This is a genomic window from Agromyces ramosus, from assembly GCF_030817175.1.
In the GTDB taxonomy this organism is placed as follows: Bacteria; Actinomycetota; Actinomycetes; order Actinomycetales; family Microbacteriaceae; genus Agromyces; species Agromyces ramosus_A.
The window spans coordinates 669,993-693,953 of sequence record NZ_JAUSYY010000001.1 but is presented as its reverse complement, the minus strand read 5'-3'; the positions used below and the strand labels follow the sequence as shown (position 1 = coordinate 693,953).

Genomic DNA, 23,961 nt, shown 5'->3' with positions numbered 1-23,961 from the left:
CGCGGCGTCGTCGTCGACGGCTCGGAGCGAAGGCGGGTAAGGTGTGCGCGATGGCTTCAGACTTCCACCGCCCCACGCGATTCCCGCCAGGCATGTTCGAGGGATTCCTCGGCGGCGAGGACCCGGCGCGCATCAGTCGCGTCGCGCACGACACCGCCGCGGCGCTCCTCGCCCGCGTGCGCGACGATCCCGATCCCGAGGTCGTCGCCCGACTGGTGTCGTACACCGACGAGCACGGCATCGATGCGATCGCCGAGCTCTGGTCCCAGGCATCGGCGAAGAGCCTTCCCGGCGCGCTCTGGCGCGTGTACCTGTTGCGCACGCTCATCCGGCAGGATCCCCAGGGCCTCAGCCTCGCGTTCCAGCGCGGCTCCGAGTTGTCGCACACGATCGACCCGGTCGTCGCCGGGGCACCCGTCCCGGCCGGACCCGATGAGGTGCGCGAGCTCGCCGACCGCATCCTCCACGGGCTGTTCACGGGTGATTTCGCGGTCGCCCTCGACCGAGCCGCTGCGTTCGCCCGGGTCGCGGCGACGGGGTTCGCGAGCCACGCCGACGACGCGGATGCCGCCGATGCCGTGCAACCCGATCGACCGGCCGCGCTCACGACCCGGGCGCTGCGGCTCACCGAGCTCGCCGACGAGTTGTCGTCGTGTGCGAGGCTCTGGCGCCGCGACGCCCTCGACTGAGGCGTCAGCCCCGCTGCACCTCATCGCGCCGCCAGGCCGCATACGCCCACACGGCGAGTGCGAGCATCGGCCCCCAGAACCAGAGCGGGAGCACGAGGTTGACGAGCAGCGCGTCGACGGGTGCATCGGCGCCGCCGACGGTCGTCACGAACATCGGCGCTGCTGAGATGCAGATCACTCCCGCCGCGATCGATCCGGGGACCACGGCCGCGGCGGCGGGCACGGAGCGGCCGCCGATGCGGGGCATCCACCTCGGGAACCTGCGACCCCACGGCAGGATCAGGCCGAGCGTGAGCACGCTCGCTGCGACGGCGCCCCCACCGAGCATGAGGCCGGTGGCGAGGAGGCTGGGCGGAAGGTCCTCGGGCATCGGGCCGAAGAGCGGCCACGGCGTCAGCCAGCTCACCCGCGCCACGGCATACGGCACCGGACCGAGCGCCGCCAGGATCGTCAGGATTCGACGATGGCGCACGAGCCAGGATTCGAAGCGCTGCCCGGCCGAGGCAGCGCGGAGGGCGGAGATCGCAATGGCCGCCCAGACGAGTGCGTCGACGACGATCACGGCTGAGACGGCGATGTTCGGCGCATGCGCGGCGAGCGCATCGCCGAATGCGATGGCGAACTCGGTGACCCCGTCGATGGTGAGGCCGGCGAGCCAGACGGCTGCCGCCAGCACCGCGAGCAGGACGGCGAGGAGGAGGAGGCCCAGTCGGGGGGTCCGGACAAGGGTCACCACCATCGTGGCGACGCCCGCGACGACGGCGGCGAGCCCGAACAGGTAGCCGGCATAGGCGATGGTCCCCATGCTCCCCAGGATGAGCCCGACGGCGAGGGCGAGCGCCGCGGCGCCGAGCCCGACGAGCGCCCGGTGAGGCATTCGTGCGTCGAGCAGGAGCAGCACCGCGAGCGCGACGCCCGCGACGCCGAGCGCGAGCGCGGCGATGGCGACCGCGGCCGGCGCGGCCACGGCGCTCAGGAGGCTCGTCATCGTGCCGTCGGCGAACGGGTTCAGTCCCGGGGCCAGCACCCAGACGAGCCCGAGGCCCGTCGTCGCGGCCGACACGACGACGGCCGTGAAGGCGATCGTGCGCGCCAGGCGCCCTCGTGGTCGGCTCGGACCGATGGGGTGCGAGCCCGATGCAGTCGATGATGCGGTGAACGTCATGTGCGTCGTCATTCCTTCCGGATGCCGCCGGACCGCCCGTATGCGATCCGACCCCGTCAGCGTCGCAGGCACCGGAGGCGACCTGCCTCACCCGAACGGGCGAGATATGCAAGTGCCGTCCCGGGTAGCGTGGATCGCGGAATGGGTGCATCGTCTGACTCTCGCTCCACGTCGTCGGCAGGCCGCGGCGTGGCGGCATCCGGCGAGCCCGACCGGGAAGCCCGGCCGCCGACGGTGGCCGACTGGGTCTGGGCGGCCGCGTGTGCCGCCGCGCTCCTGCCGGTGACCGTCGTCGAGCTCGTTCGCGAGGCTGGCGAGGCGCCCGATGCCGTCTGGCTCGCGGGCACGATCGTCCTCTTCGTCGTGCTGCACCTCACGGTGGTCGTTCGCCGCCGGTCGCCGCGCCTCGCGCTGTTCGGGGCATCCGCCGTGATGCTCCTGCTCACCGTCGCGAGCCTCCCGGGCACGTCCTCGATCGCGGTGCTGCTGCCGAGCAGCGCCGCCTACCTCGTCTTCGTCTTCACGGCAGCCGCGAGCGACGACCCGTGGGCGGATGTCCCGTCCATCGTGCTCGGACTGCTCGGCGCCGCGCTCATCACCGCGGTCGCCATCGCGCACGGCCCGGTCCCCGAGGCCCGGGCGCTCATCTCCCTCGGCGGCTTCCTCGTCGCCTCGATCGCCGCGGCGTGGGCACTCGGACGCTACCGTCGGGAATCGCGCAGGAAGCGGGCCGCTCAAGAGCTGGGGCGCCGGCAGTCCGCCGAGCTCAGGCTGCAGGGGGAGCGCGCGGCCGTGGCCGATGAGCGCCGGCGCATCGGCCGGGAGTTGCACGACGTCATCTCCCACTCGCTCGCCGTGATGGTCGCCCAGGCCGAGGCCTCACGAGTGCTGCTCGACCGTGATGAGACCCGCGCGCGCACGGCGATCGAGCACGTGGTGTCGACCGGTCGCACGGCGATGACCGACATGCGCGGGCTCCTCGCGGTGCTCGCCGAACCGCCGGCCCGTGCGGGCGCTGCCGCTGCGGACGCCGCGAGCCCCGAACCACGCGAACCCAGCCCCGGCTTCGCCGAGCTGGCGGCACTCGTCGAGCGCTCGGCTGCTCTCGGACGAGCCGCGGTGCTCACCGAGACGGGCGTTCCCCGCCCGGTCAGCCCGGGCACCGCGCTCACCGTCTACCGCGTGGTGCAGGAGTCCCTGACGAACACGCTGAAGCACACGGCGCCGCCCACGACGAGCGAGGTGCGGCTGGCCTGGACGACTGACGGGCTCGTGGTCACCGTCGTCGACGACGGTGCGCTTCCCGCGGGGCAGACGAGCCCGTCGCCAGTCGCTCCGGGCCGCGGCATCCGGGGCATGCGCGACCGGGTCGAGCAGGCCGGCGGGCACTTCGAGAGCGGGGCGGGCCCGCACGGGGGTTGGCAGGTCAGGGCGACGTTCCCCGATCCCGAGGCGGTCGCGCATGACTGACCGCACCGGCGACCCGCGGATCCGGGTCGCCGTCGCCGACGATCAGGAGCTCATCCGCTCAGCCGTGAGCGCGATGATCGAGGCGCACGACGACCTCGACCTCGTGCTCGAGGCATCCGACGGTGCAGAGCTCCTCGAGTCGCTGCGCGCCCGCCGCGTCGACGTGGTGCTGATGGACATCCGGATGCCGCGCCTCGACGGCATCGCCGCGACCGAGCGGCTCGTCGCGGCGCATCCGGGCACCCGCGTGCTCGTGCTCACGACGTACGACCTCGACGAATACGTGTTCGCGGCGATTCGCGCCGGCGCAAGCGGATTCCTCACGAAGGACGCCTCGAGCGAGGAGCTCGCCGCGGCCATCCGCGCAGTGCACGTGGGCGATGCGGTCGTCGCGCCGCGCGCCACCGCGAGCCTCATCGACTTCGTGGCACGGGCACCCGAACCGCCCGACCACGACGCGCTGCTCGCCCGATTCACCCCTCGCGAGCGCGACGTGCTCATGGCACTGCTGACCGGCGCGTCGAACGACGTGATCGCCGCGCGCCTCCACCTCACCGGCAACACCGTGAAGACGCACCTCAAGTCGATTCTCAGCAAGCTCGCGCTTCCTGATCGCGTCCACGTCGTGATCTGGGGTTTCGAACACGGGCTCGCCGGGCCGAAGGGTGGGCGCGAGTCCGATTCGTCGCGCGGGAATGAACCACCCCCGAGCCTCGTTTAGAATTGACGTGGCCGGCCGCAGTAACCCCGGGCTCCAATATTCGCCGCTCCGAGCGGCCTCGCGCCGAGAGGCGTTCTGCGGCCGGCCTCTCATCTGCCCCGAGGCCTCTCCGCGTATGCGGCGGCTCGCGGCATCCGCGTAGCATCGGAGCATGGCCCCGACCGTCACGCTCCTCATCCAACCGCTGCCCTCCGGTGAGGTCGGCGCCGATCTCGACGCGACGTTCCGCGAGGTCGATGCCTCGGCACCCGCGCTCCGCGTCGGCGAGCTGTCGACCCAGCGCGGCGACGGCATCTTCGAGACGATCGGCGTCGTCGACGGCCACGCGCAGGAGGCCAGGGCGCATCTCGAGCGCCTCCGCAACTCCGCCCGCATCTGCGAGCTGCCCGAGCCGAACCTGCCGCAGTGGGAGGCCGCCATCGCCCGCGCGGTCGGGTCGCTCCCGGCGACGGGGGAGTACGCGCTGAAGCTCGTGCTGAGCCGGGGCGTCGAGCACGGCCCCGCCCCGACCGCGTGGCTGCACGCCTCGGCGGCGGCCGACTTCACCGCCGCGCGCGAGCACGGCATCCGGGTCGTCACCCTCGATCGCGGGTACGCCCGCGGCACCGCCGAACGAGCCCCATGGCTGTTGCTCGGCGCGAAGACGCTGAGCTACGCCGTGAACATGGCGGCGCTCCGCGAGGCGAAACGCCGCGGCGCCGACGACACGATCTTCGTCACGAGCGACGGCTACGTCATGGAAGGGCCGACGTCGAGCGTCATCATCCGACGCGGCGGCGTCTACGCGACGCCGGCGCCCTCGGGCGCCATCCTGCACGGCACCACCCAGCAGAGCCTGTTCGAGCACGTCGAGGCGGCAGGCGGGCGCACCGAGTACCGCGACATCGCCGTCGAAGAGCTCACGACGGCGGATGCCGCGTGGCTCGTCTCGAGCGTGCGCCTCGCCGCCGGCATCACCGACGTCGACGGGACATCCGTGCCCTACGACGCCGACGAGACCCGCGAGCTCAACGCCTACCTGCTGAGCCCGCGCGACTGATCAGCCGAAGCGGCCCGAGACGTAGTCCTCCGTCGCCTTGACCGAGGGGTTCGAGAAGATCGTCGTCGTGTCGTCGTACTCGATGAGGTTGCCGGGCTTGCCGGTCCCCGCGATGTTGAAGAAGGCGGTGCGGTCGGACACGCGAGACGCCTGCTGCATGTTGTGCGTGACGATGACGATCGTGTAGTCCTGCTTGAGCTCCTCGATGAGGTCCTCGATGGCAAGGGTCGAGATCGGGTCGAGCGCCGAGCACGGCTCGTCCATGAGGATCACCTCGGGGGAGACGGCGATCGCGCGTGCGATGCACAGTCGCTGCTGCTGGCCGCCCGAGAGGCTGGAGCCGGGGCGGTCGAGGCGGTCCTTCACCTCGTTCCAGAGGTTCGCGCCGCGCAGCGACTTCTCCGCGAGCTCGTCGGCATCGGACTTCGAGATGCGCTTGTTGTTGAGCTTGACGCCCGCGAGCACGTTCTCCTTGATCGACATCGTCGGGAACGGGTTGGGTCGCTGGAACACCATGCCGACCTGGCGTCGCACGAGCACCGGGTCGACCTCGGGGTCGTAGAGGTTGTTGCCGTCGATGAGCACCTCGCCCTCGACACGGGCACCGGGAATCACCTCGTGCATGCGGTTCAGGGTGCGGAGGAACGTGGACTTTCCGCAGCCCGACGGGCCGATGAACGCGGTGACGCTGCGGGGCTCGATCTCGAGGCTCACGTCGGCCACGGCAAGGAACTTGCTGTAGTAGACGTTGAGGTCACGGACTTCGATGCGCTTGGACACGGGTTTCCTTACTGGCTCGCGGTCAGCGGCCGAACTTCGGGGCGAAGTAGCGGGCGACGAGTCGGGCGATGAGGTTCAGCGCCATGACGATGAGGATGAGGGTGAGGGCGGCCGCCCAGGCCCGGTCGAGGTACGCCTCGGGCGGGTTGCCCTGATTCGCGTACTGCGTGTACACGAAGACCGGCAGCGACTGCATGCGGCCCTCGAAGAGGTTGTAGTTCATGCTCGCCGTGAAGCCGGCGGCGATGAGCAGGGGAGCGGTCTCGCCGATGACACGGGCGATGGCGAGCATGACGCCCGTGGTGATGCCCGCGATCGACGTGGGCAGCACGATCTTCACGATCGTCAGCCACTTCGGCACGCCGAGGGCGTAGGCCGCCTCACGCAGTTCGTTCGGCACGAGCCGCAGCATCTCCTCGCTCGAGCGCACCACCACCGGGATCATGAGCACCGCGAGCGACACCGCGCCCGCGATGCCGAGGCGCACCCCCGGGCCGAGGAAGATCGCGAAGAGGGCGTAGGCGAAGAGGCCGGCGACGATCGACGGGATGCCGGTCATGACGTCGACCAGGAAGGTGATCCCCTGCGCGAGCCGGCCGCGGCCGTACTCGACCAGGTAGACCGAGGTCAGGAGCCCGATCGGGATGGAGATGAGCGCTGCCGTGCCCGTCATGAGCAGGGTGCCGACGATGGCGTGCAGCGCGCCGCCGCCCTCGCCGGTGACGTTGCGCATCGAGTAGGTGAAGAACTCGGCGTCGAAGCGGGACAGGCCGAAGGTCACGACCGTGATGGTGAGCGAGATCAGCGGGATGACCGCGAGCACGAACGCCGCGGTCACGAGCGCCGTGACGAGCCGGTCCATCGCGCGGCGACGGCCCTCGACGAGGGTGGAGAAGAGCCAGATGGCCGGGACGTAGAGCAGGGCGCCCACGAGAAGCGCGCCACCCCAGTCGAACCCGGTGCCGCCGGCGAGGGCGAACACCCCGAACACGGCGGCCGCGACGGCGACGGCGGTGCCGAGGATGACCCACGGGGCGGAGGTCGGCAGGCGACCCGCCGTCAGCGAGTTCGCGATCGGCGACGCGACCGCGGTCGCCGGTCGGGGCTTCGTCGTCATGGTCATCAGTTGGCTCCCGAGAATTCCTTGCGACGGCTGACGATCCAGCGGGCGAACGCGTTGACCGCGAACGTGACGATGAACAGGACGAGGCCCGTGGCGATGAGCACGTTGACGTTCATGCCGTACGCCTCGGGGAAGCTGAGCGCGATGTTCGCCGCGATGGTCGACGGGTTCACCGAGGTGAGGAGCTGGAACGTCACGGCGCCCGTGGCGGAGAGCACCATGGCCACGGCCATCGTCTCGCCGAGCGCCCGGCCGAGGCCGAGGACCGCGGCCGAGATGATGCCGGAGCGACCGAACGGGAGCACCGCGGTGCGAATCATCTCCCAGCGCGTGGCGCCGAGCGCGAGTGCGGCCTCCTCGTGCAGCACCGGGGTCTGCAGGAACACCTCGCGGGAGATCGCCGTCATGATCGGCAGGACCATCACCGCGAGCACGATCGCGGCGGTGAGGATCGTGCGGCCCGGTGCCGGAGACGGGCCCGGCGAAGAGCGGGAACCAGCCCAGGTTGTCGACGAGCCACGTGTAGAACGGCTGCACGGCCGGGGCGAGCACCCCGATGCCCCAGAGACCGAAGACGACCGAGGGCACCGCGGCGAGGAGATCGACGATGTAGCCGAGCACCGAGGCGAGGCGTCGCGGGGCGTAGTGCGAGATGAACAGCGCGATGCCGATGGAGACGGGCACCGCCATGAGGAGTGCGAGGGCCGCGGCCCAGACCGTGCCGAAGACGAGCGGGCCGACGTAGGCCCAGAAGTTCGTCGGCAGGATCGAGGCGTCTTCCGTCGTCGCGAACAGGGCAGGGAGGCTCTGCACGATGAGGAAGATCGCGACCGCGGCGAGCGTGACGAGGATCATCGAGCCGGCGAACACCGCGGCGCCCGAGAACACACGATCACCGGGTCGCTGTCTCGCCTTGATCGTGGTGGTTGCGGTGCTCATCTGTCGCAATCCTCGAGGTTCAGGGGGTCGGATTCTGGAGACATGATCGTGCCCGACCCCGCCGTCCGTGGACGCGTCGGGGTCGGGCACGAACCTACTACTGGATCGAGTCGATCGCAGCAGTGATCTGTTCGCGGAGCGAGTCCGAGATCGGCGCCGAGCCGGCGTCGGTCGCGGCCACATCCTGGCCCTCGGGGCTCGCGATGTACGAGAGGTAGGACTTCACGAGCTCGACGTTCGCCGTGTCCTCATACTGCTGGCACGCGATGAGGTAGCTCACGAGCACGATCGGGTAGACCCCCGCCTCTTCGGAGGTGCGGTCGATCTCGAGGGCGAGGTCGCCCTCGGCGCGTCCTTCGACGAACGGCGACGCGTCGACGATGGCCGCAGCGGCCTCGGGCGAGTACGGCACGAACTCGTCGCCGACCTGCACCGCGACGGTGCCGAGGTCACCGGCGCGCGAGGCATCCGCGTAGCCGATGGTGCCGGTGCCGTTGGTCACGGCGTCGACGACACCCGAGGTGCCCTGAGCGGCCTCGCCGCCCTCGAACGGCCAGACGCCGTCGGCCTCGTAGGTCCACACGTCGGGAGCCGCTGCGCCGAGGTACTCGGTGAAGTTCTCGGTCGTTCCCGAGTCGTCGGAACGGTGCACGGGCGTGATCGCGAGGTCGGGCAGGGTCGCGTCGGAGTTCGTCGCGGCGATGGCCGGGTCGTTCCACTTCGTGATCGTGCCCGCGAAGATGCCGGCGATCGTGGCCGCGTCGAGGTCGAGCGTGTCGACGCCCTCGAGGTTGAAGATCACGGCGATCGGCGAGACGTAGAGCGGAAGCTCGACGATCGAGGAGTCGGGGGCGCACTTCGCGAAGCCGCCCGCGGCGATCTCCTCGTCGCTGAACGCGCGGTCGGAGCCGGCGAAGTCGCTGGCCCCCTCGAGGAAGGTCTCGCGACCGGCACCCGAGCCGGAGGGGTCGTAGTCGATCGTCACGTCGGGGTTCGCGGTCTGGAAACCGGCGATCCACGACTGCTGGGCGGCGTCCTGCGAGGAGGCGCCGGCGCCGACGAGGTTGCCCGAGAGCGTCGAGGCCGACTCGGGGGCGTCGCCGCCGCCTTCGTTCGAGGCACAGGAGCTGAGCGCGATCGCCGCCGTGACGGCGATGACGGCGGGCACGCCGAAACGCTTGAGATTCACGTGAATTCCCTTCCGGGGTTCGTATGCAGGATTGTGGGCCGGTGCCGACCCGCCTGCGACGCTAACGAGCGCGCCTTACGAGCTTCCGCCACCTCGGTAAACGGGAGGTGAACGGATGCGGGCGCGCTGTGCGTCAGGCGCGAGGGGCGTGCGTCTCGATCGCGATGATGCCGGAGCCCGAGTTCGTGGCCGAGAGGTGCGCGACGCTGAAGGCGCCGGGCTCGAGGCCCGCGGCATCCGTGACATAGGAGCCGAGCGGGGTCGCGGTGGCGAGTGCGATCTCGCGCATGATCTCGGGCAGCACCGGGCCATGGCTGCAGAGCACCGCTGACTTGCCCGACCGGACGCGCTTGCCGACGACCCGGCGCACCTCGTCGTGCCCAGCCTCCCAGGCGTCCTGGCTGATGCCGTCGTCGCGCTTGACCTGGATGCCGGTGGCCGCGCCCAGCGGCGCGACCGTCGTGACGCAGCGCACGGCCGGGCTCGACACGATGCGACGCGGGGACCACGCCGTGATCGTGTCGACGAGGGCGGCAGCCTGCGTGACGCCCCGCTCGGTGAGCGGCCGCGCGGCATCCGGGCCCTTCCAGCCCGACCGGCCCACGGCCTTGCCGTGACGCACGAGCACGAGTGCGAACGTGCTCGTGACACCCTGGTCGACGAGCTTGGCGAAGGTGTCGAGGATCTCGACGTCGGGTGCGTAGCTCAGGTAGCCGCGGGCGCGCTTGATGGTGACCCACTCGAGGGCGGCGACCTCGGCGTTCGGCTTGAACGTCGATCGCTGCACGGCCCGCTCGCTCACCTCGGCGGCCCAGTAGTGCACGATCTTCTCCCGGCCGCTCGGCAGTGCATAGCGCGAGATGCCGAGCGGCACGCCCAGCGCGACGTCGAGCCCCGTCTCTTCGGCGATCTCACGCACCGCGGTGCGGGGGAGCGACTCGCCGGGATCGACCTTGCCCTTCGGGATCGTGACATCGCCGTGGACCGTGCGGTGGATGACCAGCACGTGGACCTTGCCGTCGATCAGGCGCCAGCACACGGCGCCTGCGGCGTAGATCGCCGTCGTCACGGCCGTCTTCACCGCCGTTTGCCCGTGCGAGTGCGCTGGCCGACCTGCTGCATGAGCCGATTCTGCATGTCGTCGAGCGGATGCCCCGCTGCGTCGCCCGAGTACCGGATCCACTCACCCGATCCGTCGAGGCGCCACGAACTCGTGGTGTCGGCCATCGCGAGGTCGAAGAGCGAGTCGATCTGGCTGAGGTGATCGACGTCGGTGAGGCGCACGAGCGCCTCGACCCGGCGGTCGAGGTTGCGGTGCATCATGTCGGCGGAGCCGATGAAGATCTGGGGGTCGCCGTCGTTCGCGAACGAGAAGATGCGCGAGTGCTCGAGGTATCGCCCGAGGATCGAGCGCACCCGGATGTGCTCGCTCAGCCCCTCGATGCCCGGGCGGAGGCTGCAGATGCCGCGCACCCACACGTCGACGGGCACGCCGGCGTTCGAGGCGCGGTAGAGGGCATCGATGATCGCCTCGTCGACGATCGAGTTCACCTTGATGCGGATGCCGGACGGCCGCCCCGCCTCGGCATTGCGGATCTCGGTCGCGATGAGCTTCAGGAGGCCTTTGCGCAGGTGCAACGGTGCGACGAGGAGGCGCTTGAACTTCTTCTCGATCGCATATCCCGACAGCTCGTTGAAGAGGCGGGTGAGATCTTTGCCGACCTGGTCGTCGGCCGTGAGGAGCCCGAGGTCCTCGTAGATGCGGCTCGTCTTGGGGTTGTAGTTGCCCGTGCCGATGTGGCTGTAGTGGCGCAGCACGCCCTTCTCCTGCCGGATGACGAGGGCGAGCTTGCAGTGGGTCTTCAGGCCGACGAGGCCGTAGACGACGTGCACGCCGGCCTTCTCGAGCTTGCGCGCCCACGAGATGTTCGCCTGCTCGTCGAAGCGGGCCTTGATCTCGACGAGGGCGAGCACCTGCTTGCCCGACTCCGCAGCATCGATGAGCGCTTCCACGATGGGGCTGTCACCCGAGGTCCGGTAGAGGGTCTGCTTGATCGCGAGCACGTGCGGGTCTGCGGCGGCCTGCTCGAGGAACGCCTGCACGCTCGTGGCGAACGATTCGTAGGGGTGGTGCAGCAGCACGTCTTGGCGGGAGACGGCGGCGAAGACATCCGCTCGGAGGTTCGACTCGCTCGGCTGCAGCTGCAGCGCGGTGGTCGGCACGTGGGTGGGGTAGTGCAGCTCGGGCCGGTCGAGCCGCGAGAGGTCGAAGAGCCCGCCGAGGTCGAGCGGCGCGGGGAGGCGGAACACCTCCTGCTCGGTGACGTCGAGCTCGCGCACGAGCAGGCCGAGGGTCACCTCATCCATGTCGTCGGTGATCTCGAGCCGGATCGGCGGGCCGAAGCGGCGCCGCAGCAATTCCTTCTCGAGCGCCTTGATGAGGTTCTCGGTCTCGTCCTCCTCGATCTCGACGTCTTCATTGCGGGTGACCCGGAACACATGGTGCTCCACGATCTCCATGCCCGGGAAGAGGTCGCCGAGGTGGTTCGCGATGAGGTCTTCGAGCGTGATGTACCGCGCGTCTTCGATGGACTCGTCGGGCTCGACGCGCACGAAGCGCGGCAGCATCTGCGGCACCTTGACGCGGGCGAACTCCTGCCGCCCGGTGCGGCTGTTGCGCACGCGCACCGAGAGGTTCAACGAGAGCCCGGAGATGTACGGGAAGGGATGCGCCGGGTCGACCGCGAGCGGCATGAGCACGGGGAAGATCTGCTTGGAGAAGTAGTCGCGGAGGTGCGCGTGCTCGTCGTCGCCGAGTTCGGCCCAGGTGATGATCCGGATGCCGGACTCGGCGAGCGCCGGCTTGACGAGCTCCTGGTAGGCGGCCGCGTGCCGCTCCTGGAGCACGTGCGCCTTCGCGGAGACGTCGCTCAGCACGTCGAGCGGAGAACGGCCCACGTTCGTCGGCACGGCGAGGCCCGTGACGATGCGGCGCTTGAGGCCCGCGACGCGCACCATGAAGAACTCGTCGAGGTTCGAGGCGAAGATCGCGAGGAAGTTGGCGCGTTCGAGCACCGGCACCCTCGGGTCCTCAGCCAGCTCGAGCACCCGCTGGTTGAACGCGAGCCAGCTCAGCTCGCGGTCGAGGTAGCGCTCGGACGCGAGCTCGGGCGCACCCTCGAGGTCGAACGGCTCGAAGTCGTCGTCGAAGTCACTCGACGTGCGGTCGTCGAGGATGCTGTCGGCGGTCATCCCCTCATCATGCCATTCGGGTACTGCCGCGCGATGGGTGCCGCGTCAACGGGCGGTGACGGTCGCGCCCTGGTCGTCTTCCTCGTGCACGTTGAAGCGGTAGCCGACGTTTCGCACCGTGCCGATCAGGCTGTCGAGGTCGCCGAGCTTGGCGCGGAGCCGGCGAACGTGCACGTCGACCGTGCGGGTGCCGCCGAAGTAGTCGTAGCCCCACACCTCGCTGAGCAACTGCTCGCGGGTGAACACGCGCGAGGGGTGCGCGGCGAGGAAGCGCAGCAGCTCGAACTCCTTGTAGGTCAGGTCGAGCGGACGACCGTGCACCTTCGCCGAATAGCTGGCCTCGTCGATCATGACGCCGGAGGTCTGGATGCGCTCGCTCGGCTGCGAGGACTGGGCCCGGCCGATGGCCAGCCGGATGCGCGTGTCGACCTCGGCGGGGCCCGCATTCTCGAGCACGACGTCGTCGATGCCCCAGTCGGGCGTGACCGCGGTGAGCCCGCCCTCGGTGACGATGAGGATCAGCGGAACCGAGAGACCGGTCGTGCGGAGTATCTGCGAGAGGGCCTTCGCGCCCGCGAGATTGGTGCGGGCGTCGAGGAAGACGAGGTCGGATTCGGGCGCTCTGACCAGCTGCTCGGGCGAAGCCGGAATGACCCGGGTTCGGTGAGTCAGAAGAGACAGAGCCGGAAGAACGTCATCGTTGGCCGCCGGCGACAAGATCAGCAGCTGCGCCACGCCACACCCTCCAGTAGTAAGGTGCGGTCAATACTACGGGACGCCGGACGCGGGTCCGTCGACATGAATGGGGAGACGATGCAGCAGGAGTCGACGGCGGGCGGCGGATGGCCGGGCATCGCGCTCGTCTGGGCGATCGCGCTCGTCGGGGTCATCGTCGTCGTGGCACGTGCGTACTCCGGTGCGAACGTGTGGTTCGGAGACTCCGGCGCGCTCGCCGCGTACGGCGCGCTCGGCGTGGTGCTCGCGGCATCCGTGCTCGGCTCGCTCATCGTGCAGCTCGCCTCGCGGCGACCCGCGGGCTTCGTCTCCCGCACGAGCGCGAGCGTCGGCGGCGCCGTGGTCATCGTCGCGACGGCGGCACTCGCCATCGCGCCGTCCGTCCTCGGCTGAGCGGGAGCGGGCGGGGAGCGAGCGGGCCAGGGCGGGATAGACTCGGAGCATGACTGAGCTGCTCGCCCTCGAACTCCTCTTCATCGGCCTGCTCGGCCTCGCAAGCCTCGCCATCGCCTGGATCAGCGGCGTCGTCGTCTACAAGCTCTTCAAGGGGCAGCGCTGATCCGATGATCGAGCTGCCTGTCGGCGTCCCGGCCGAGCTCGTTCCGCTCTCGTGGCTCCTCGGGGTCTGGGAGGGGTCGGGCGTGCTCGACTACAAGGTCGGCGACGAGTCGATCACGCACGAGTTCGGGCAGCGCGTGAGCTTCAGCCACGACGGCCTGCCCCACCTGAACTACACCTCGTACACGTGGCTGTTCCCCGACGACGAGAGCGGCGACCCCACCCCGCTCGCGACCGAGACCGGCTACTGGCGGCTCGCACGCGAGCTCGGCGAGGGCGACGTCGGGCCGGGCCTGCTGCCCGCGGTGGGCGAGCGCCGCTACGCCGACGCCGACTCGGTCGAGACGCTCCGCAACGCCGACGGCGGATTCGACCTCGAGGTGTCGATCGTGCACCCCGGCGGCGTGAGCGAGCTCTACCTCGGCCAGGTGAAGGGTCCGCGCATCGACCTCGCGACCGACGCCGTCATGCGCACGGCCGGCGCCAAGGAATATGCGGCGGCCACGAGGCTCTACGGCCTCGTCGAGGGCCACCTGCTCTGGGCCTGGGACATCGCGGCGCTGGGTCAAGACCTCCGCACCCACGCCTCCGCCAGACTCGCGAAAGTGGACTGATGACCGCCTCCCCGTTCCTCGCCCTGCCGGGCGCCGTCGCAGCCGAAGGCGTCGACGCCGGGGTCGCCGGCCACTACGGCAATCCCATCGTCGAGCAGCGCAAGCTCGAACGCGGCGAGGCGATCGTCGACCTCTCCGACCGCGGCATCGTGACCGTCACGGGTCCCGACCGGCTGTCGTGGCTGCACTCCATGGCGAGCCAGGCGCTCGCCCGGCTGCAGCCGGGCACCGGCACCGAAGCGCTCCTGCTCGACGCATCCGGCCGAATCGAGCACGCCGCGCACGTCATCGACGACGGCGAGACGACCTGGCTCGTGGTCGAGGGCGACGAGGCCGCATCGCTCACCGCCTGGCTCGATCGCATGCGATTCATGCTGCGGGTCGAGGTCGCCGACCGCAGCGCCGAGCTCGCGGTCCTCGGCGCCATGTCGACCACGGCGCTCGACGCGGCGACCCCGGCATTCGCGCCCGCCGGCGTCGCACTCGACTGGGCCGACCCGTGGGCGGCGCCCGCGCCGGGCGGCCACCAGTACGCGCACGAGGCCGGCCACCCGGCATCCGACTGGCACTGGATCGAGCGCATCGTGCCGCGCGAAGCGCTCGCCGACGCGGCGGCCGCCGTCGCTGCCGGGCGTGTCATCGCCGCCGGCTCGCTGGCCGCCGAGGCCCTGCGCATCGCGGCATGGCGTCCGAGGCTCGCGACCGAGGTCGACGAGAAGACGATTCCGCATGAGCTCGACTGGCTGCGCACCGCCGTCGACCTCGGCAAGGGCTGCTACAAGGGCCAGGAGACCGTGGCGAAGGTGCTGAACCTCGGTCGGCCGCCGCGTCGCCTCGTGCTCCTGCACCTCGACGGCAGCGACACGGTGCTCCCGGCACCGGGCGACGAGGTCGTCGGCGAGAAGGTGCGGCCCGAGCCCGAACCGGGTGAGGCGCCCGAGCGGCGCACCGTCGGCCACATCACCTCGAGCGCGATGCACCATGAGCTCGGTCCGGTCGCGCTCGCCGTGGTCAAGCGCAGCGTGCCGGCCGACCTGCCCCTCATCGTGCTGAGCCATGGCATCGAGGTCGCCGCGGCGCAGGTCGAGATCGTGCCCGCCGACGCCGGCGCCGCCATCGACGTGCCACGACTGCCGAGGCTCGGCGTCCGCAAGTGACGCTGGGGCCGCGACGGGTCTCGCGCGTCGTCATCGGCCTTCACGAAGACGGTCGACGGATGCCCCGCCGGTAGGCTGTCGGCATGCCCCATACCCTTGTGCTGCTTCGCCATGGCAACAGCGAATGGAACCAGAAGAACCTGTTCACCGGTTGGGTCGATGTGCGGCTCAGCGACCTCGGCAAGACCGAGGCGAACCGCGCCGGCGAGCTGCTCGTCGAGCACGGTGTGCTGCCCGACGTGCAGCACACCTCGGTGCTCACCCGTGCGATCCAGACCGCGAACATCGCTCTCGACGTGGCCGACCGCGCGTGGATCGACGTGCGCCGCTCGTGGCGCCTCAACGAGCGTCACTACGGTGCGCTGCAGGGCCTCGACAAGGCCGAGACGCTCGAGAAGTACGGGCCCGAGCAGTTCCAGCTCTGGCGCCGCTCCTTCGATGTGCCGCCGCCCGTGCTCGATGACGACGCCGAATGGTCGCAGGTGGGCGATCCTCGCTACGAGAACCTCGCCGACGACGAGCTGCCGCGCACGGAGTGCCTGAAAGACGTCATCGCGCGCATGCTGCCGTACTGGGAGTCCGACATCATCCCCGACCTCGAGGCCGGCAAGGTCGTGCTCGTGACCGCGCACGGCAACTCGCTCCGCGCCCTCGTGAAGCACCTCGACGGCATCAGCGACGACGACATCTCCGAGCTCAACATCCCCACCGGCATCCCGCTCGTCTACCGACTCGGCGACGACTTCATGCCGCTCGGTCCCGGCGAGTACCTCGACCCCGAGGCTGCGGCGGCCGGTGCTGCCGCAGTTGCGGCGCAGGGCAAGAAGTAGCCGGGGCCTGCCGGCACGGCGAAGGGCGGGGGATGTCGCATCCCCCGCCCTTCGCACGTGCTCGTGCTACGCGTCTTCGGGCACCCAGTCGCCGGTCGCGAGGTACTGCACCTTCTTCGAGATCGAGACGGCGTGGTCGGCGAAGCGCTCGTGGTACCGGCTTGCGAGGGTCGCGTCGACCGTGTCGACGGCCTCGCCCTTCCACTTCTCGCCGAGCACCTTGTCGAAGACCGAGAGGTGCAGCGCGTCGATGCGGTCGTCTTCATTGCGGATCGACTCGGCGATCGCGACGTCTTCGGTGCGGAGGAGCTCGACGAGCTTGCGCGCGATCTCGACGTCGAGCCGGCCCATCTCGGCGAAGGTCGGACGGAGCGACTTGGGCACCACCTTGTCGGGGAACCGGTACCGGGCGAGTTGCGAGATGTGCGTCGACATGTCGCCCATGCGCTCGAGCGAGGCGCTGATGCGCAGCGCGCTCACGACGATGCGGAGGTCGCGTGCGACCGGCTGCTGCCGCGCGAGGATCGTGATGGCCAGCTCGTCGAGCTCGATGGCCGCCTGGTCGATGCGGTTGTCGTCGGCGATCACCTCCTCGGCCAGGCTGACGTCGGACTCGTTGAACGACCGGGTCGCCTTGTCGATCGATTCGGCGACGAGGCCGGCGATCTCGACGAGTCGCTCCTGCACCTCGCGCAGTTCCTGCTGGAACACCTCACGCATGTACGAATTTCCTTCTGCTCGGTCCGCGGGCACGCGGGCACACCGGCTCGATCCGGCCCCGGGTCATCCTGCCGCCCGAAGATGAACAACCGGTGCCGGGAGCTTGAACACTCACTAACGTACCCCTGCATGGGCGCCGGAGGCGCGAGAGGCCCGATCCGTCTGGTTAGTGTGGAGCCATGACCTCCACGTGGTTGGTGCTCACCGCACTGGCCTTCGGCATCTTCCTCGGTGCCGCCTTCATGATCGTGCTGCACATGGCCGAGCGCCGTGGTTCGAACGCCGCGAGGGTCGTCGCGCCCACGATCCCAGACGGCGTCGACCAGGTGCTCGAGGTGCTCGATTCCGCGGGCATCGTGCTCGACCCGTCGAACAACGTGCTGCGGGCCTCGCCCGGCGCACTCGCGATGGGGCTCGTCCGACAGCAGGCCCTCGTCCATTCCGAGCTGCTCGACCTGGTGGCGCTCGTGCGTCGCGGCGGTGAGGCCGTCGTCGACGAGCTCACGCTCGCCCGCGGGCCGTTCGGCGAGTCGACCGTTCGGCTCCACGTGCGGGTGGCACGGCTCGGCACGCGATTCGTCCTGCTCCTCGCTGAGGACCGCACCGAGGCGCATCGACTCGACGAGGTGCGCCGCGACTTCGTGGCCAACATCAGCCATGAGCTGAAGACCCCGATCGCCTCGGTGAGCCTGCTCGCCGAGGCCATCGACCAGGCGGCCGACGAGCCCGACCGGGTGCGCCGATTCACCGGCCGGCTCTCGGTCGAGGCCAGTCGCCTCGCGCACATCACGAGCGAGGTCATCGAGCTCTCGCGCCTGCAGGCCCGCGACGCGCTGCGGCGCGACGTGCTCGTCGACGTCGACGACGTCATCGCGTCGGCGGTCGACCAGAATCGGGTGGTTGCGGCATCGAGGCGCATCGACGTCGCGGCGCGCGCCTCGAGCGGCGCGCAGGTCTACGGCGATCGGTCGCTCATGATCGTCGCGGTGCACAACCTCATCGCCAATGCGATCGCGTACTCGAACGAGGGCGGCCGCGTCGGCGTGGGCGTGAAGGTCGAGGGGGACACCGTCGAGATCGCCGTCACCGATCAGGGCATCGGCATCGAGGCCGATGACCTCGAGCGCGTGTTCGAGCGCTTCTACCGCGTCGATCAGGCCCGTTCGCGCAACACCGGCGGCTCGGGCCTCGGGCTCAGCATCGTCAAGCACACGGTGCAGAACCATGGCGGCGACGTGCGCGTGTGGTCGCAGCCCGGCCGCGGTTCGACGTTCATGATCCGTCTGCCGCTCGCCGAGACCGCGACCCCGCCGACTGATGACGACGACCCGGTGGCGGATGCCCCGGCCGCCGAGGCCGCGGCGGTCCCCGCCGCGTCGAAACGAGGAGACCGAACGTGACCCGCATCCTGCTCGTCGAAGACGAGATCGCGCTGAGCGACCCGCTGAGCTACCTGCTCGGTCGCGAGGGCTACGACGTCGAGGTGGCCGCCGACGGCCCGGCCGCGATCGCCGCGTTCGACCAGTCGGGTGCCGACCTGGTGCTCCTCGACCTCATGCTGCCCGGTCTGCCCGGCACCGAGGTGTGCCGGGAGATCCGCACCCGATCGACCGTGCCGATCATCATGCTCACGGCGAAGGACTCCGAGATCGACATCGTCGTGGGGCTCGAGCTGGGCGCCGACGACTACGTCACGAAGCCGTACTCGACGCGCGAGCTCCTCGCGCGCATCCGAGCCGTGCTGCGTCGTCGCATCGAGGTCGAGGACTTCGACGAGGCGATCCTCGAGGGCGGACGGGTCCGCATGGACATCGACCGGCACACCGTCGAGGTCGACGGTGACCCCGTGCCCATGCCGTTGAAGGAATTCGAGCTGCTCGAGCTGCTCATGCGCAACCCGGGCCGGGTGCTGACCCGGGGCCAGCTCATCGACCGCGTGTGGGGATCCGACTACTTCGGTGACACGAAGACGCTCGACGTGCACATCAAGCGCATCAGGTCGAAGATCGAGGCGCAGCCATCGGAACCGGTGCAGCTCGTCACGGTGCGCGGACTCGGCTACCGATTCGAGGGCTGACCGCTCGTCCGGGTTATGGGACGAGGTCGGCGTACTCGGGCTGGCGCCCGTCGAGCACGGGCACGAGCTTCTGGAGGCCTTCAGCCGAGCCGTACTGGAAGAAGATCGGCAGCAGCCCGCCCGGCTGGGTGTCGATGCCCTCGAGCAGCAGCGGCTCCTCGTCGTCGCCGAGGGAGACGGACTCGCCGGCCCCGACCTCGATCGTCAGCGTCTCGCCGCCGCCCTCGCCGACCTGCACACCGAGCTCGGCGTCTTCGTCGCTGGTGTTCACGACCGTGAGCACGAGGTTGCCGTCGACGCCGTCTTCGCTCACGACGAGCGCGTTGCGCACGTCGAGGTCGCCGACGTCGACCGAGACGCCGTCGCTGGGGTCGTAGTGCTCGGTGGTGGCCTGGTAGGTGATCATCGAGCATCCGCTCGCGCCCACGACGAGACCAAGGGCAAGAACGACGGATGCCGCGAGACGCGCCTTCACAGAACCTCCAAGTGCGAGCCGCGCGCAGGCCGGAACAGCCCGCGCGGGAAGGGAACGAGTCGAGTGTAGCCTACGGCGCACGGCCCTCGCGGAGGGGTGGCGAACCTTAGCACGATCCCGGATGTGATATCCTGATAGTTGCCGAAAGGACACGTATTCATGCTTTTTGAGGTTGGCGAAACCGTCGTTTACCCCCACCACGGAGCCGCAACGATCACCGAGGTGAAGAAACGCATCATCAAAGGTGAAGAGAAGCTCTACCTCAAGCTGAACGTCACGCAGGGAGACCTCGTCATCGAGGTGCCTGCTGAGAACGTCGACCTGGTCGGCGTTCGCGACGTCATCGGCAAAGAGGGCCTCGACAAGGTCTTCGAGGTGCTCCGAGCTCCCTTCACCGAAGAGCCGACCAACTGGTCGCGTCGCTACAAGGCGAACCTCGAGAAGCTCGCCTCCGGCGATGTCATCAAGGTCTCCGAAGTCGTGCGCGACCTGTGGCGCCGCGATCAGGACCGCGGGCTGTCGGCCGGCGAGAAGCGCATGCTCGCCAAGGCGCGCCAGATTCTGATCTCCGAGCTCGCGCTCGCCGAGAAGACTGACGAGGAGCGCGCCTCGACCGTGCTCGACGAGGTACTCGCCTCCTAGGCGAACCTCCCGCGGGTCTGGGTCGGCAACGCTGATCCAGACCCGCGATACGCTCGATCCATGAGCGCGTCAACGGTCGCCGTCATCGTCGTCGCCGCGGGCAGCGGCACACGACTCGGGCACAGCGAGCCGAAGGCGTTCGTGCCGCTCGGCTCGTCGACGATCCTCGAAGTGGCCGTCGATGCCGTGCTCGGCATGCGCGAGACGCCGCATCTGGTGCTCGTGGTGCCGGCCGACCGGGTCGATGAGGCCCGTCTCCTGTTCGCCGAGGTCGCGGCGGCGGCATCCGCCCCGCTCGACGTCGTCGCCGGGGGGCCTACCCGACAGCTCTCGGTCGGGCGCGGGCTCGCCGTGCTGCCGCGCGTCGTCGACACCGTGCTCGTGCACGATGCCGCCCGCCCGCTCACCCCCTCGATCGTCTTCGACGAGGTCGCTGCCGCGGTGCGCTCGCGGGGCCACGGCATCGTGCCGGCCCTCGACGTGATCGACACGATCAAGCGGGTCGATCGCGGCCGGATCGTCGAGACGGTCGACCGCTCCGAGCTCGCGGCGGTGCAGACGCCGCAGGGGTTCCCGCGAGAGGCGCTCGACGAGGCATATGCCACGGCCGACGCGGAGTACACCGACGACGCCGCGCTCGTGGCATCCGCGGGCCTTCGGGTCGACACCGTCCCGGGCGACGCCCGGGCCTTCAAGGTCACGCTGCCGTCCGACCTGCACCGCGCCGAGCAGCTGGTCGTCGAGCGCGCGGCCGCCACCCGGCCCACGGATGCCGGCCCCGCCCCCGATCGGTTTCGCACCCCGCATCGGCACGGGCATCGACGTGCACGCGCTCGCCGACGAGCCGGGCACGCCGTTGTGGCTCGCCGGCCTGCATTGGCCGGGCGAGCGCGGCCTCGCCGGGCACAGCGACGGCGACGTCGCGAGCCACGCGATCGTCGACGCGCTGCTCGCCGCAGCGGGCCTCGGCGACCTCGGCGCGGTCTTCGGCACCGACGACCCCGCACTCATCGGAGCGCACGGCGAGGTGTTCCTCGCGCGGGCACGCCACCTGATCGAGCGCGCAGGGTTCCGCATCGGCAACGTGAGCGTGCAGGTCATCGGCAATCGCCCGAAGCTCGCGGGGCGTCGCGCCGAGGCCGAGGCGGTGCTCGAGGGCGCCCTCGACGCCCCGGTGAGCCTGTCGGCCACCACGACCGACGGTCTGGGTCTCACCGGTCGTGGAGAGGGCATCGCGGCGATCGCGACGGCGCTGATCGTGCCCGCCTGAGGTCAGGCGACGCCTGATTCCCGGAACGCGCAACACACAGGGTCCGGCATGACGCGCCGGTAGGCTTGGCGGGTGACCGTGCGACTCTACGACTCGAAGGCCCAGGCGCTGCGAGACTTCGTGCCCCTCCGTGAGGGGCACGTCGGCATCTACGTCTGCGGGCCGACGGTGCAGTCGAGCCCGCACATCGGCCACCTCCGCAGTGCGCTCGTCTACGACATCATGCGGCGGTGGTTCGCCGCCCGCGGCACCGACGTCACGTTCGTGCGCAACGTCACCGACATCGACGACAAGATCCTGCAGGCCGCCGGCCACGAGGAGTGGTGGGCGCTCGCCTACCGCATCGAGCTCGAGTTCACGGCGGCCTATACGTCGCTCGGCATCCTCGCCCCGACCTACGAGCCGCGCGCCACGGCGAGCGTGCAGCAGATGCAGGAGATCATCGCGAGGCTCATCGAGCGCGGCCACGCGTATCCGGCTCCGGATGCCTCCGGCGATGTGTACTTCGACACCGCGAGCTGGCCCGCCTACGGCGAACTCACCCGCCAGTCGCGCGACCACATGGAAGCTGCCGCCGACGCCGATCCCCGTGGCAAGCGCGATCCCCGCGACTTCGCCCTGTGGAAGGGACGCAAGGCCTCCGAGCCCGAATCCGCATCGTGGAAGTCCCCGTGGGGCGACGGCCGGCCCGGGTGGCACATCGAGTGCTCGGCCATGGTGACGCGCTATCTCGGTCCCGAGTTCGACATCCACGGCGGCGGCCTCGACCTGCGCTTCCCGCACCATGAGAACGAGCTCGCGCAGTCGACCGCCGCGGGCGACGCCTTCGCTCGGTACTGGGTGCACAACGGCCTCGTGAACGTCGGCGGGCAGAAGATGTCGAAGTCGCTCGGCAACTCCGTCTACGCCGCCGAGCTGTTCGGCCTCGCGTCGCCGCTCGCCGTTCGCTACCTCCTCGGCGCCGCCCACTATCGCTCGACGCTCGACTACAGTCCGGGCTCGCTCGCCGAGGCCGAGGCCGCGGTCGACCGCATCCGCGCCTTCCTCGAGCGCGTCGAGCGCCGGCTCGCCGGCGCTCGTTACGCCGGCGTCGGCAGCCCCGTCATCCCCGAGGCCTTCGGCGCCGCGATGGATGACGACCTCAGCGTGCCGCAGGCGCTCGCCGTGCTGCACGACACGGTGCGTGCCGGCAACCAGTCCCTCGACGCCGAGGAACTGCACGACGCCGCCGTCGCGCACGGCCAGGTCGTCGCGATGGTCGAGGTGCTCGGCATCGATCCACGCGACCCGCACTGGCGAGCCACCGAGGCGGGCCCTGCGGCGTCCGCGCTCGACGCGCTCGTCACCCGCCTCATCGAAGACCGTCAGCAAGCTCGCGAGTCGAAGGACTACGCTGCAGCAGACCGCATCCGCACCGAACTCTCGGCAGCGGGCATCACCATCGAAGACAGCCAGACCGGCACGCATTGGAGCTTGGGATCATGAAGGGCAGCAGCGGAAAGTCGCGCGCCGGAGCCGTGCGCAAGGGCAAGGCGAAGCAGGTCGGCTCCGGAGGCCAGGGCCGTCAGGCACTCGAGGGCAAGGGGCCGACCCCGAAGGCCGAAGATCGCGCCTGGCACCCGGCTGGCAAGCGCAAGGCCGCCGAAGAGCGCTATCGCGCATCGGGGGGCCGCAGCAAGGTCGCGGGCCAGGGCCCCGCGCAGCGCTCGGGCGCCCCGCGCGGAGCATCCGGCGCCGCCAAGCGCGCGAAGTCCGGTGACGAGTCCGAGATCGTCACGGGCCGCAACTCGGTCGTCGAGGCGCTGCGCACGCGCATTCCGGCGACCACGCTCTACATCGCCGCGCGGGTCGAGATGGACGACCGGGTCAAAGAGGCGATGAAGCTCGCCACCCAACTCGGCATCCCCATGCTCGAGGTCATGCGTCCCGAGCTCGACCGCCTCGCCGGCGAGGGCGGTGTGCACCAGGGCATCGCCCTCAAGGTGCCGCCCTACCAGTACGCGCATCCCATCGAACTGCTCGACGAGGTGCTCGGCCGCGACCAGACGCCGCTCTTCGTGGCGCTCGACGGCATCACCGACCCCCGCAACCTCGGGGCGATCCTGCGCTCCACCGGCGCGTTCGGAGGGCACGGCGTCATCGTGCCCCAGCGCCGCTCGGTCGGGGTCAACTCGGCAGCCTGGAAGACCTCGGCGGGCGCTGCAGCGCGCGTGCCCGTCGCGATGGCGCCGAACCTCACCCAGACGCTCAAGGCGCTCAAGGAGCGCGGCGTCTTCGTGCTCGGACTCGATGGCGGCGGGGATGTCTCGCTCCCTGGCCTGTCGTGGGCCGATCGCCCGATCGTGGTCGTCGTCGGCAGTGAGGGCAAGGGTCTCTCGCGTCTCGTCGCCGAGACGTGCGACGCGATCGTCTCGATCCCGATCGAGTCGACCACCGAGTCGCTGAACGCCGGCATCGCGGCCTCGGTCACCCTCTACGAGATCTCGAAGCTCCGCGCCGGCGACTGAACCGGTGGT

Annotated in this window: 23 protein-coding genes and 2 pseudogenes; 15 read left to right on the top strand and 10 right to left on the bottom strand. The window is 70.2% G+C overall.

Annotation, left to right across the window (positions count from 1 at the left end):
* Positions 1 to 50: 50 nt before the first annotated feature.
* A complete protein-coding gene (locus QFZ26_RS03360) occupies positions 51 to 689 on the top strand; it encodes a DNA-directed RNA polymerase subunit beta (protein ID WP_307039252.1) in 639 nt (212 codons plus the stop codon).
* A 4-nt stretch (positions 690 to 693) separates the two neighbouring features.
* Here the strand turns inward: QFZ26_RS03360 and QFZ26_RS03355 are convergent, their stop codons facing one another.
* Positions 694 to 1,854, bottom strand: a complete 1,161-nt coding sequence (locus tag QFZ26_RS03355) for a hypothetical protein (RefSeq protein WP_307039250.1) — start codon at positions 1,852 to 1,854, stop codon at positions 694 to 696.
* A 141-nt stretch (positions 1,855 to 1,995) separates the two neighbouring features.
* On the opposite strand from QFZ26_RS03355, the gene QFZ26_RS03350 reads away from it, so the two are divergent.
* The 3 genes from QFZ26_RS03350 to QFZ26_RS03340 all read left to right on the top strand — a co-directional run bounded on the left by QFZ26_RS03350 (position 1,996) and on the right by QFZ26_RS03340 (position 5,084).
* Entirely contained in the window at positions 1,996 to 3,324 is a 1,329-nt protein-coding gene (locus tag QFZ26_RS03350) for a sensor histidine kinase (RefSeq protein WP_307039248.1), read from the top strand.
* The gene (locus QFZ26_RS03345) at positions 3,317 to 4,045 is read left to right on the top strand and encodes a response regulator transcription factor (protein ID WP_307039246.1); all 729 of its coding nucleotides are present in this window, start codon (positions 3,317 to 3,319) and stop codon (positions 4,043 to 4,045) included. The genes QFZ26_RS03350 and QFZ26_RS03345 overlap by 8 nt, the downstream gene beginning before the upstream one ends.
* A 151-nt stretch (positions 4,046 to 4,196) precedes the next feature.
* On the top strand, positions 4,197 to 5,084 hold the full coding sequence (locus QFZ26_RS03340) for an aminodeoxychorismate lyase (protein WP_307039244.1): 888 nt from the start codon (positions 4,197 to 4,199) through the stop codon (positions 5,082 to 5,084).
* Here the strand turns inward: QFZ26_RS03340 and pstB are convergent, their stop codons facing one another.
* The 7 genes and pseudogenes from pstB to QFZ26_RS03305 form a co-directional block, all read right to left on the bottom strand.
* On the bottom strand, positions 5,085 to 5,864 hold the full coding sequence (gene pstB, locus QFZ26_RS03335) for a phosphate ABC transporter ATP-binding protein PstB (RefSeq protein WP_307039242.1): 780 nt from the start codon (positions 5,862 to 5,864) through the stop codon (positions 5,085 to 5,087).
* A gap of 22 nt (positions 5,865 to 5,886) precedes the next feature.
* On the bottom strand, positions 5,887 to 6,987 hold the full coding sequence (pstA, locus tag QFZ26_RS03330) for a phosphate ABC transporter permease PstA (RefSeq protein WP_307039240.1): 1,101 nt from the start codon (positions 6,985 to 6,987) through the stop codon (positions 5,887 to 5,889).
* Positions 6,987 to 7,926: pseudogene (gene pstC / locus QFZ26_RS03325) on the bottom strand (phosphate ABC transporter permease subunit PstC). The gene pstA and the pseudogene pstC overlap by 1 nt, the downstream one beginning before the upstream one ends.
* Before the next feature lie 97 nt (positions 7,927 to 8,023).
* Positions 8,024 to 9,115, bottom strand: coding sequence for a phosphate ABC transporter substrate-binding protein PstS (locus tag QFZ26_RS03320; protein ID WP_307039238.1), 1,092 nt, complete (start codon positions 9,113 to 9,115; stop codon positions 8,024 to 8,026).
* Positions 9,116 to 9,248: 133 nt separating this feature from the next.
* Positions 9,249 to 10,184, bottom strand: coding sequence for an NUDIX hydrolase (locus QFZ26_RS03315; protein WP_307039236.1), 936 nt, complete (start codon positions 10,182 to 10,184; stop codon positions 9,249 to 9,251).
* Between the two features lie 8 nt (positions 10,185 to 10,192).
* Positions 10,193 to 12,367, bottom strand: coding sequence for an RNA degradosome polyphosphate kinase (locus tag QFZ26_RS03310; protein ID WP_307039234.1), 2,175 nt, complete (start codon positions 12,365 to 12,367; stop codon positions 10,193 to 10,195).
* 45 nt (positions 12,368 to 12,412) lie between these two features.
* Positions 12,413 to 13,102, bottom strand: a complete 690-nt coding sequence (locus tag QFZ26_RS03305; RefSeq protein ID WP_307039232.1) for a response regulator transcription factor — start codon at positions 13,100 to 13,102, stop codon at positions 12,413 to 12,415.
* A 63-nt stretch (positions 13,103 to 13,165) separates the two neighbouring features.
* Between QFZ26_RS03305 and QFZ26_RS03300 the strand changes: the two genes are divergently transcribed.
* From QFZ26_RS03300 to QFZ26_RS03285, 4 genes are all read left to right on the top strand, one after another.
* Positions 13,166 to 13,495: a hypothetical protein gene (locus tag QFZ26_RS03300; protein ID WP_307039230.1), complete on the top strand. Its 330-nt coding sequence runs from the start codon at positions 13,166 to 13,168 to the stop codon at positions 13,493 to 13,495.
* 170 nt (positions 13,496 to 13,665) lie between these two features.
* Complete coding sequence (locus QFZ26_RS03295; RefSeq protein WP_307039228.1) at positions 13,666 to 14,274, top strand: FABP family protein; 609 nt, start codon at positions 13,666 to 13,668, stop codon at positions 14,272 to 14,274.
* Positions 14,274 to 15,431 carry a CAF17-like 4Fe-4S cluster assembly/insertion protein YgfZ gene (gene ygfZ, locus QFZ26_RS03290; protein WP_307039227.1) on the top strand — a complete coding sequence of 386 codons (1,158 nt, stop codon included), beginning with the start codon at positions 14,274 to 14,276 and terminating at the stop codon, positions 15,429 to 15,431. Before QFZ26_RS03295 ends, ygfZ begins: the two co-directional genes overlap by 1 nt.
* Before the next feature lie 83 nt (positions 15,432 to 15,514).
* On the top strand, positions 15,515 to 16,261 hold the full coding sequence (locus QFZ26_RS03285; protein ID WP_307039225.1) for a phosphoglyceromutase: 747 nt from the start codon (positions 15,515 to 15,517) through the stop codon (positions 16,259 to 16,261).
* Between the two features lie 66 nt (positions 16,262 to 16,327).
* Here the strand turns inward: QFZ26_RS03285 and phoU are convergent, their stop codons facing one another.
* A complete protein-coding gene (phoU, locus tag QFZ26_RS03280) occupies positions 16,328 to 16,981 on the bottom strand; it encodes a phosphate signaling complex protein PhoU (protein WP_307039223.1) in 654 nt (217 codons plus the stop codon).
* Positions 16,982 to 17,160: 179 nt separating this feature from the next.
* On the opposite strand from phoU, the gene QFZ26_RS03275 reads away from it, so the two are divergent.
* Together QFZ26_RS03275 and QFZ26_RS03270 are read left to right on the top strand one after the other, a co-directional pair.
* Positions 17,161 to 18,381 carry a sensor histidine kinase gene (locus tag QFZ26_RS03275; RefSeq protein WP_307039221.1) on the top strand — a complete coding sequence of 407 codons (1,221 nt, stop codon included), beginning with the start codon at positions 17,161 to 17,163 and terminating at the stop codon, positions 18,379 to 18,381.
* A complete protein-coding gene (locus QFZ26_RS03270; RefSeq protein ID WP_307039218.1) occupies positions 18,378 to 19,058 on the top strand; it encodes a response regulator transcription factor in 681 nt (226 codons plus the stop codon). Before QFZ26_RS03275 ends, QFZ26_RS03270 begins: the two co-directional genes overlap by 4 nt.
* 13 nt (positions 19,059 to 19,071) lie before the next feature.
* Here the strand turns inward: QFZ26_RS03270 and QFZ26_RS03265 are convergent, their stop codons facing one another.
* The gene (locus QFZ26_RS03265) at positions 19,072 to 19,533 is read right to left on the bottom strand and encodes a hypothetical protein (protein ID WP_307039216.1); all 462 of its coding nucleotides are present in this window, start codon (positions 19,531 to 19,533) and stop codon (positions 19,072 to 19,074) included.
* 159 nt (positions 19,534 to 19,692) lie between these two features.
* On the opposite strand from QFZ26_RS03265, the gene QFZ26_RS03260 reads away from it, so the two are divergent.
* The 5 genes and pseudogenes from QFZ26_RS03260 to rlmB all read left to right on the top strand — a co-directional run bounded on the left by QFZ26_RS03260 (position 19,693) and on the right by rlmB (position 23,952).
* Positions 19,693 to 20,175: a CarD family transcriptional regulator gene (locus QFZ26_RS03260; protein WP_188742537.1), complete on the top strand. Its 483-nt coding sequence runs from the start codon at positions 19,693 to 19,695 to the stop codon at positions 20,173 to 20,175.
* A 60-nt stretch (positions 20,176 to 20,235) separates the two neighbouring features.
* A pseudogene (locus QFZ26_RS03255) lies at positions 20,236 to 20,853 on the top strand (IspD/TarI family cytidylyltransferase); the annotation flags it as partial.
* A 91-nt stretch (positions 20,854 to 20,944) separates the two neighbouring features.
* Positions 20,945 to 21,445, top strand: coding sequence for a 2-C-methyl-D-erythritol 2,4-cyclodiphosphate synthase (gene ispF, locus QFZ26_RS03250; protein WP_307039214.1), 501 nt, complete (start codon positions 20,945 to 20,947; stop codon positions 21,443 to 21,445).
* A 72-nt stretch (positions 21,446 to 21,517) separates the two neighbouring features.
* Complete coding sequence (gene cysS, locus QFZ26_RS03245; RefSeq protein ID WP_307039212.1) at positions 21,518 to 22,930, top strand: cysteine--tRNA ligase; 1,413 nt, start codon at positions 21,518 to 21,520, stop codon at positions 22,928 to 22,930.
* Entirely contained in the window at positions 22,927 to 23,952 is a 1,026-nt protein-coding gene (rlmB, locus tag QFZ26_RS03240; protein ID WP_307039210.1) for a 23S rRNA (guanosine(2251)-2'-O)-methyltransferase RlmB, read from the top strand. The genes cysS and rlmB overlap by 4 nt, the downstream gene beginning before the upstream one ends.
* The last annotated feature ends 9 nt before the right edge of the window (positions 23,953 to 23,961 follow it).

Bases quoted from the DNA above. Each gene is read 5' to 3' on its own strand.
- QFZ26_RS03360 (WP_307039252.1), top strand. From the start codon at position 51: ATGGCTTCAGACTTCCACCGCCCCACGCGATTCCCGCCAGGCATGTTC.
- QFZ26_RS03355 (WP_307039250.1), bottom strand. From the start codon at position 1,854: ATGACGTTCACCGCATCATCGACTGCATCGGGCTCGCACCCCATCGGT.
- QFZ26_RS03350 (WP_307039248.1), top strand. From the start codon at position 1,996: ATGGGTGCATCGTCTGACTCTCGCTCCACGTCGTCGGCAGGCCGCGGC.
- QFZ26_RS03345 (WP_307039246.1), top strand. From the start codon at position 3,317: ATGACTGACCGCACCGGCGACCCGCGGATCCGGGTCGCCGTCGCCGAC.
- QFZ26_RS03340 (WP_307039244.1), top strand. From the start codon at position 4,197: ATGGCCCCGACCGTCACGCTCCTCATCCAACCGCTGCCCTCCGGTGAG.
- pstA (WP_307039240.1), bottom strand. From the start codon at position 6,987: ATGACCATGACGACGAAGCCCCGACCGGCGACCGCGGTCGCGTCGCCG.
- QFZ26_RS03310 (WP_307039234.1), bottom strand. From the start codon at position 12,367: ATGACCGCCGACAGCATCCTCGACGACCGCACGTCGAGTGACTTCGAC.
- QFZ26_RS03300 (WP_307039230.1), top strand. From the start codon at position 13,166: ATGAATGGGGAGACGATGCAGCAGGAGTCGACGGCGGGCGGCGGATGG.
- QFZ26_RS03295 (WP_307039228.1), top strand. From the start codon at position 13,666: ATGATCGAGCTGCCTGTCGGCGTCCCGGCCGAGCTCGTTCCGCTCTCG.
- ygfZ (WP_307039227.1), top strand. From the start codon at position 14,274: ATGACCGCCTCCCCGTTCCTCGCCCTGCCGGGCGCCGTCGCAGCCGAA.
- QFZ26_RS03285 (WP_307039225.1), top strand. From the start codon at position 15,515: ATGCCCCATACCCTTGTGCTGCTTCGCCATGGCAACAGCGAATGGAAC.
- phoU (WP_307039223.1), bottom strand. From the start codon at position 16,981: ATGCGTGAGGTGTTCCAGCAGGAACTGCGCGAGGTGCAGGAGCGACTC.
- QFZ26_RS03275 (WP_307039221.1), top strand. From the start codon at position 17,161: ATGACCTCCACGTGGTTGGTGCTCACCGCACTGGCCTTCGGCATCTTC.
- QFZ26_RS03260 (WP_188742537.1), top strand. From the start codon at position 19,693: ATGCTTTTTGAGGTTGGCGAAACCGTCGTTTACCCCCACCACGGAGCC.
- ispF (WP_307039214.1), top strand. From the start codon at position 20,945: ATGCCGGCCCCGCCCCCGATCGGTTTCGCACCCCGCATCGGCACGGGC.
- rlmB (WP_307039210.1), top strand. From the start codon at position 22,927: ATGAAGGGCAGCAGCGGAAAGTCGCGCGCCGGAGCCGTGCGCAAGGGC.